The following is an 8,433-nucleotide window of genomic DNA, read 5'->3' on the forward strand; positions in this document are numbered from 1 at the left end:
ATGACAACATCCACTGCAGCAGAACGAACCAGCATGTCAGTAATTTCCAGTGCCTGTTCTCCAGTATCTGGTTGAGAAACTAATAAATCATCAACATTAACACCTAATTTTTGTGCATAGCTGGGATCTAGTGCATGTTCTGCGTCAATAAATGCAGCCGTTCCACCCATTTTTTGGCATTCTGCGATAACCTGAAGAGTTAAAGTCGTTTTACCTGAGGATTCTGGACCATAAATCTCAACGATACGCCCTTTAGGTAAACCACCTATACCTAAAGCAATATCCAGACCTAATGATCCTGTAGAAACTGCTTCTATATCACGAGAGACAGTACTATCCCCCATACGCATTACGGAGCCTTTACCAAATTGGCGCTCAATTTGCGACAACGCTGCTGATAATGCTTTTTGCTTATTCTCTTCCATAATGATTCCAAGTAGTAGTTGCAAGGACAAAATTATCACACAGATATACGCTACCAGCAAACTGATTCATCTCGTCTTTCTCTCTGAACAGTCTGATACGTGTTCTTTTAAGGACGAATAAGAGAAAGAACTCCTCGTAAAGCCACTTCACATGCAGCCACACGAATTTCCTGACGGGTTCCATTAAACTGTTTTCTCAATGTTTGATGTTGGGTATCTCGGACCGCCCAACCAAAACAAACAGTTCCAACAGGCTTGTCAATACTTCCACCATCAGGCCCTGCAATGCCCGTAACAGAGACAGCAATATGCCCTGCGCTGTGTTGAAGTGCTCCTGTCGCCATTGCCAAAGCAACTTCTTCACTTACAGCTCCAAATTGCCGCAATAATTCCTCAGGAACAGAAAGCATCTCTTGTTTCGCTAAATTACTGTAGGTTACAAAACCACGCTCAAACCAGGCTGAACTTCCAGGAACTTCAGTAAGATAAGCAGAAATTAATCCACCAGTACAAGATTCTGCCGTAACCAGTTGTTGACGGGTATTTTGCAATTGAAACGCAAGCTCTTTAATGAGTAAGGTAAAATGGGTCACAGAAATAGATCCTCTAAAAGAAAAAACCCCATAATTCGTTCTTATGGGGTTTTCTTAAGCTAGATAAATCAAAGTAATGAAATCTTAATGGCTTTGACCGTCTGTAGATGGCTGAGCGGTTCCTGCATCAGTTTTTCCTGCATCATCAGTGGGTTGTGTTTGCTGAACAGTGGTGTCAGTTTTATCATCTGCTGGCTTTGAAGCACCATTATCACCACAAGCAGTTAACAGTACTGCCAAAAATCCAGTTGCAGCTATCATAGCTAAACGATTCATAACCATTCTCCCTATTTAATTTAGATTTTATATAAAATCATTTTAATTCTAGCAAATATTCTCATGAAGTGAAGGACTTATCATCAATCCACATAAAATAAAATTTTAAATCAAACACATAATGTAAATTTTAAACGCAATAGCTCTCTTTACTGACTTACAAACCCAGTTTTGTTAAAATCGCGGCAACTTTTATTTTGACACGATCTTATGACGACCACTCACACCCCAATGATGCAGCAGTATTTACGTATAAAATCAGACTACCCGGACATGTTGTTGTTTTATCGCATGGGTGATTTCTATGAGTTATTTTTTGATGATGCGAAAAGAGCGGCTCAATTACTGGACTTAACCTTGACGCATAGAGGTCAATCAGAGAACAAGCCCATCCCCATGGCAGGACTTCCCTATCATGCCGTAGAGAACTATCTGGCTCGCCTGCTAAAAAAAGGAGAGTCTGTTGCGATTTGCGAACAAATAGGTGATCCAGCAACCAGCAAAGGCCCAGTAGAACGTCAGGTTACTCGAATTATCACTCCAGGTACGGTCACCGATGAGGCGCTGCTGGATGCAAGAAAAGACAATCTGCTGTTGGCCATCCATCAACACAAACAAAAAACCGGGTTAGCCTGGGTTGATTTAAGTTCAGGTCGTTTTCACTTGCTTGAATTAAATGAAGGCACTCAACTCAATGCTGAGCTGAATCGATTACAACCTGCAGAAATACTCGTACAAGAATCATCAACTTTATACGATTACTGCTCTGATTTTGCGGTTAAAACCAGACCCGGATGGGAGTTTAGTTCTGACAGTGCATACAAATTATTACGAGAACAGTTTTCAGTGGCCAACCTGTCAGCATTTGGAGAATCAGATCACCCTACGGCATTAATTGCTGCGGGCGCTTTACTCGCGTACTTGCAAACAACTCAAAAACAGGCCATGCCTCATCTTACAGCAATAACTCTTGAGCATTCAGAAGATTATCTGCAACTGGATGCGTCTACACAAAAACATTTGGAACTCTTTGAAAACGTACACGGTGGCAGCACTCATTGTTTACTGACGATTTTAGATAAAACCGCATGCTCCATGGGCAGCCGATTATTGAAAAGATGGTTAGGACGACCTTTAAAACAGCAGCACCAGATTCAATTGCGTCAACACAGTATTAATGAAATTATTACTGCCCAGCAAGATGCAACACTTCACCAACTGCTAAAACAATGCAGCGACGTTGAACGAATCGTATCCAGGATTGCCCTAAAATCTGCACGTCCACGAGATTTAGCCTCTCTGCGCAGCACCTTGTTATTACTCCCTGAACTTAAGCCAATGCTGGCTTGCTATAAAAGCACACTGATAAACCAATTAAAAATACAGCTAGAACCGTTGCCAATCCTGCAGCAATTACTGGAAACGGCAATCATAGACAATCCCCCGGTATTGATTCGAGACGGTGGTGTGATTGCCACAGGATTTGATGAAGAGCTTGATGAGCTTAGAACGTTAAGTACCAATGCTCATGAAAAACTGCTTCATCTGGAACAAGAAGAAAAATCACGTACAGGCCTATCGACTCTGAAATTCGGCTTCAATAATGTACAGGGATTTTACATAGAGTTATCGCGATCCCAGTCAGAAAAAGCACCAGCCAATTATCAAAGAAAGCAAACATTAAAAAATGTTGAGCGCTACATTACGCCCGAGCTGAAAGTATTCGAGGAAAAGGTATTATCAGCTCAGGTAAAAGCTTTAGCCAGAGAAAAGTGGTTATATGATAATTTGCTGGATGAACTACAAAACTCGATCAGCGAATTAACCCTCCTGGCCCAGGCTCTTGCACAATTGGATGTACTTGTTACCCTTGCTGAACGTGCACAAAGTTTAAATTGGAATTGCCCTGAATTGGTGGATGTACCTGGTATAATGATTCATTCAGGGCGCCATCCGGTAATAGAACAGCTGGTTCAAGAACAATTTATTTCCAATGACCTACATCTTAGCCCCAATGAAAATATTTTATTAATTACCGGCCCCAACATGGGTGGTAAATCAACCTATATGCGCCAAACGGCCCTAATAGTGCTCCTTGCCCACATAGGTAGCTTTGTTCCTGCTGAAAAAACAATTCTGGGTCCAATTGACCGAATATTCACTCGTATTGGAGCAAGTGACGATCTGGCCTCAGGCCGTTCAACCTTTATGGTCGAAATGACAGAAACCGCACACATCTTACGACAAGCAACTCATGAAAGTCTGGTACTCATTGATGAGATTGGTCGAGGAACAAGTACCTATGACGGAATGGCTTTGGCTTACGCCAGCTGTGCCTACCTGGCCAAAACACTAAAAGCTTATACTTTATTCTCAACTCATTATTTTGAATTAACCAAACTCCCTCAGGAATTACCTTGTATTCGTAACGTACATTTAAAGGCATCATTGGACACTGGCAGGATTATATTTCTGTATCAGGTAGAAAAAGGTTCAACAAACCGCAGCTACGGTCTTGAGGTAGCGGCATTAGCAGGAATACCCCAAGAGGTATTACATATGGCGCATACCTACCTACATACGATACAAGATAATAATCCACATCCAATAATGGATTCTCCAATACCAAGGCCAGCACTCTCTCCTGTCCTTGCAGAGTTGGCTAAAATTAATCCAGATACATTAACAGCAAGGGATGCACTAGATTTGGTTTATAAATTAAAAAGTATGGAAGAAGTAAATGCCCCATATTGATATAACTATTGCATGAAAAAATTAGCTTTTATTTTCTTAATGTTTATTTGCCTGCCTGCCTTGGCCAAAGGCGGCAAATCTCCTGCATTAAAAATCAGTGGAGTAAGTGGAAAAGTTCTTGCCAATGTAGAACAACGCCTGGATGAACTCCAAAAAATCAAACCATTGAATGAATTAAACCTTGATGAATTACGCTCTCAGATTATAAAAGCGCTTCAACCCTATGGGTATTTCAAAGCACAGGTAAATATCAGGAAGATAAATACTCAAAGTGTTATAATAAACATCCAGACCGGCCCGCAGATTCATATTTCGTCAATAACGGTAGAACTCATTGGTGACGGCCGGGAAAATCCTTTATTACTTAAAACACGTAATGAATTACCGATTAAAAATGGAGATCCTTTATTTAGCGAACGCTATAATCAAGCAAAACAAAGTTTAATTAATACAGCAGAAAATCTTGGCTATTTACACGCCACTTTTCAAAAATCAGAAATATTAATTAATGAACAAACTAATTCAGCAAAAATTACTCTGATATTTGATACCGGTGCGCTCTATTATTTTGGCCAGATACAGTTTGATCCAACCAACATCAACCCTGAACTATTGCATCGTTACGTACCATTTCGTCCAGGACAACCCTATTCTACGGAACAGATTCTTAAATTAAATGATAATTTGTCGAATAGCGGATATTTTAACTCCGTACTGGTTAAGCCCCAAATTAATGACAGTCAGACAGTTCCAGTTAATCTGTACTTGCAACCCGTATCAAAATATTCCTATTCAATAGGTGCCGGCTATGGTACCGATACTGGAGTTCGAGGGCGGGCAGCACTTCATGTCATTCCGGTTAATCGAAAAGGACATAAATTTAATGCCCTGGCCCAAGGCTCCTTCACCCAAAATGCCTTACAGGCACAATATGTCATTCCAGGAAAAAACCCAGTGAATGACCAATACAGTATTACCGGTAATTTTTCAAATTTAAATTACAATACCGGATACAGTAATGCTTTTCTTTTGTCAATTGGCCAACTTCACAATAGTGAACATTTTCAACGCGCACTCTCCGTTAATGGATTATATGAAAGTTTTCATTACACGGATCAACCTGCGGCAAACCAGCTGCTTTTATATCCGAAAGCAACGTTTACGTTTACGAAGACTAAAAATCTTTTATTTTCTCCCTCAGGCTACAATGTTACTTTTAATGGACTAGGGGCCAATAAGCTGACCTTATCAAATCTTGATTTTGGGCAATTATCCGTAGATGCTAAAGCAGCTTATAAAATAGAATCTCTTCGACTAAGACTTTATGGACATGCTATTCAGGGAATTACAGCAACCAAAGACATCAATAAATTACCATTAACCCTTGCCTTACTTTTGGGTGGCACAGATAATTTAAAAGCCTATACCTTTAATTCGATTGGGCCGGGAAGAATAATCAGCTACGGTGGTTTTGAAATACAAAAAGAAACCAAAAAAAATTGGTACCTTATTGGATTTTACGATATGGGTAGTGTTTATAATCCAGCTCCCAAAGATACCCTCTATGATGTGGGAGTCGGTTTAATGTGGGTCTCTCCTATAGGTCCTATTAAAATAGGATTAGCCCAGGCAGTAACCTCCAATCTGCGAAGAGAAACAACTAACCCACGATTGGTTATCAATATGGGACCAGACTTATGATAAAGCTCTTAAAAAGGCTCTACTATACCAGTTTGATTTTACTCATTAGTATTGGATGCTTGCTTGCCTTTCTTTTGACTACAACCCCTGGTTTATATACGGCTCTCAAATTAAGTAAAATAGTACTTCCAGGCACATTAAAAATTCAGAAGTTGCAAGGTCAGTTAGCAAATCAATTTTACATAGGTGAACTTGAATATCATTACGATTCGCTGCATTTAAAAATAAGCAAATTAAGCATCAAATGGAATGTGTACACACTTTTAAATCGTCGATTAAAAATTGACTCATTAAATGCAGAGACTATTGAATATAATAAAGAATCATTAATCAAAAATATTCATCTGACAGGAACGATTAACGCTCAGATTTTAAAAATAGATTCCTTACAATTGAATTATCTGGACAATCTCATTAATGGACGAATGCAGATTGCTCTTGCTATGCCACATGCACTTGAAGGTTCAATTCAGTTAAACCCGGGCAATAAAACCAAGTCTTTGCTTCAAGGGAGTGCAAATATCGGGGGGGATTTCAATCAGTTACAATGGAGTGGTGATTTTCATGGCCTTCTTGAATTGACATTAAATGGAACGTTAAAACAATTTTCCGAATTAAATCAGACAATTAAATGGCGCACCATTGAATGGCCAGTATCACCGCAGAGCAGTATTAATAGTCCTGAAGGACGAATAAATATAACAGGTAAATTGCCTGATATTAAGATTGAACTGACTTCAAAAGTAAATAAAGATCATCAAAGCAATTGGCAAGTCAACGCCCTTGCTACTGGGGTACTTCCACAAAAATGGGATTTTAATGCAACAATAGCTCAAACCCAAAGTCCTGTCTCAAAAATGGAAGGACTTTATGCAAGCATCGGCATTAAAGGAAATATCCAGGATCTTCGCAAGGGCGATGTAGCCATCACTTTAGCTCCCGGACATTATCAAATGCCCAAAGACAGCAGTTTTCCCTCATTGCAATTTACAGGCGGGGTAATAAACGCCTCCCTGGCAAAGAATGTTTTATCTGGCAAAGGCTCTTTAAATATTGATGCCAATACCTCAATGAAGCTAAAATTTAATTTACCTGATTTTAAACTTGATTCAGGCCTCTCAAGCAAACAGCCGATATCTGCTGAACTGAACTTATTATTTAATTCGTTTGAATTTATAAAATCATTTAGCCCAGAAATCAGTAATCCCAAAGGACATCTGGTTGCATCCCTTAAAGCAAAAGGCACTCTGGAAAAAATGCTTTTTGAAAGCAAAATACATCTTAATAACGCCAGTGTTTCTTTGCCAGGATTCGGTCTGAATCTGAATCCAATTGACATAACCTTCCTCGCCAAAAAGAACAAATGGAATATTGATGGGATGATCGGTTCTGCAGGTAAAAAGCTGCTATTGAAAGGTGCGGGGATTTTAAACGAGACACCCTCAGGAGAGTTTTCTCTACAAGGCTCCGATTTCCCAGTTATGAACACCCGAGAATATCAAATTAGCATTTCACCGCAAATTAAAATCACGGCTTCACCATCAAACCTGAATATTGCCGGGATTATTACTATTCCTTTTGCTCAAATCAAACCACAATCCTTTTCCAATAGTATCGCTGTTTCAGAGGATATAGTCTTTAACACCAAACAAGAAGAAGCACCAAAAACGCCCTTTAATACAAACATGGACTTAAGTATAGAGATGGGGGAACACGTAGAACTCACGTTTAAAGGATTGCATGCAAACCTTGGCGGCACCGTTCATTTAAAGCAACTATCCCAAGGCCCTGTTAATGCGAATGGGGAGCTCAATGTTCTTAAAGGGGAATATAAAGCCTATGGCCAGGATTTAGCGATTGAACAAGGAGAAATCATCTTTACCGGAGGACGCATTGATAACCCGGGCATTAATTTAAGAGCAGCAAAAAAAATTGATACCACCTCCTCATCAGTTACCAGCTCCAACCAGCTGTTCGATTTTAATAACAATAATCTGCAAAATGCTAACCTGCGCGGTAATATCAGCGTCGGAGTTGAAGTAAGCGGACGCATTAGCGATCCTAAAATTCAACTATTCTCCAATCCATCCATTCTTTCTCAAGCAGATATCCTGTCCATGCTGGTTTTAGGACGCCCTGCAAGTCAGGCCAATAAAGCTGGAGGGCAACTTTTGTTAGCTGCAATTTCTTCAATGAATATTGGCACAGGAACAAATGGGGCACAATTGATGGAGCAATTAAAACAAAATTTAGGATTTGACTTTAATGTCCAAACGAACAGTAATTACAATCTGGTAACAAATCAGGTTAGTGATAACACCGCTTTAGTTGTAGGAAAAGCCATATCCAAGCGAGTATATTTAAGCTACAACGTAGGATTATCACAAGCAGATCCCAATGTACTAACGCTTAAATATTTACTCAATAAATTTTTAAGTATTCAAGTAACCAGTAGTGATGCAGGAAGTGGGATAGATGTTTTATATACGTCCAATAAGTAATATTGGCAATTTCTGTCTGTTGACATTTTAAAAATTTGAGACAAAATGAGCAAATTTTAGAGATGGAGTTTCCTGGATACGCTGTATAGATGACTGAGGGGGAATGAATTGAAAGAATGTGTGTATATAAAATGACGTTAACTTAAGGAGTTTTGTGCCACATACTCCCCCTCTCTCTAACTC

General features: G+C 39.5%; 6 protein-coding genes. 3 read left to right on the forward strand and 3 right to left on the reverse strand.

Features of this window, described 5'->3' with window-relative positions; all coding sequences use genetic code 11:
• The 3 genes from Q0495_RS04820 to Q0495_RS04830 form a co-directional block, all read right to left on the reverse strand.
• On the reverse strand, nt 1-425 hold a 425-nt coding region (locus Q0495_RS04820; RefSeq protein ID WP_298623702.1), incomplete at its 3' end, for an ATPase domain-containing protein.
• A gap of 107 nt (nt 426-532) precedes the next feature.
• The gene (locus Q0495_RS04825) at nt 533-1,018 is read right to left on the reverse strand and encodes a CinA family protein (protein ID WP_298623704.1); all 486 of its coding nucleotides are present in this window, start codon (nt 1,016-1,018) and stop codon (nt 533-535) included.
• Between the two features lie 84 nt (nt 1,019-1,102).
• Nucleotides 1,103-1,294, reverse strand: coding sequence for a hypothetical protein (locus Q0495_RS04830; protein ID WP_298623706.1), 192 nt, complete (start codon nt 1,292-1,294; stop codon nt 1,103-1,105).
• Between the two features lie 210 nt (nt 1,295-1,504).
• Here Q0495_RS04830 and mutS point away from each other — a divergent pair, with 210 nt between their 5' ends.
• Genes mutS through Q0495_RS04845 form a run of 3 tightly spaced genes read left to right on the forward strand, consistent with a single transcriptional unit; the run spans nt 1,505 to nt 8,250 of the window.
• Complete coding sequence (gene mutS / locus Q0495_RS04835; protein ID WP_298623708.1) at nt 1,505-4,048, forward strand: DNA mismatch repair protein MutS; 2,544 nt, start codon at nt 1,505-1,507, stop codon at nt 4,046-4,048.
• Nucleotides 4,049-4,060: 12 nt separating this feature from the next.
• A complete protein-coding gene (locus Q0495_RS04840; RefSeq protein ID WP_298623710.1) occupies nt 4,061-5,749 on the forward strand; it encodes a POTRA domain-containing protein in 1,689 nt (562 codons plus the stop codon).
• On the forward strand, nt 5,746-8,250 hold the full coding sequence (locus tag Q0495_RS04845; RefSeq protein WP_298623712.1) for a translocation/assembly module TamB domain-containing protein: 2,505 nt from the start codon (nt 5,746-5,748) through the stop codon (nt 8,248-8,250). Before Q0495_RS04840 ends, Q0495_RS04845 begins: the two co-directional genes overlap by 4 nt.
• The last annotated feature ends 183 nt before the right edge of the window (nt 8,251-8,433 follow it).

The sequence above is a fragment of the uncultured Legionella sp. genome (assembly GCF_937871865.1).
GTDB lineage: Bacteria > Pseudomonadota > Gammaproteobacteria > Legionellales > Legionellaceae > Legionella.

Coding starts and splice junctions, on each gene's coding strand:
- Q0495_RS04830 (WP_298623706.1), bottom strand. CDS start 1,294: ATGAATCGTTTAGCTATGATAGCTGCAACTGGATTTTTGGCAGTACTG.
- mutS (WP_298623708.1), top strand. CDS start 1,505: ATGACGACCACTCACACCCCAATGATGCAGCAGTATTTACGTATAAAA.
- Q0495_RS04840 (WP_298623710.1), top strand. CDS start 4,061: ATGAAAAAATTAGCTTTTATTTTCTTAATGTTTATTTGCCTGCCTGCC.
- Q0495_RS04845 (WP_298623712.1), top strand. CDS start 5,746: ATGATAAAGCTCTTAAAAAGGCTCTACTATACCAGTTTGATTTTACTC.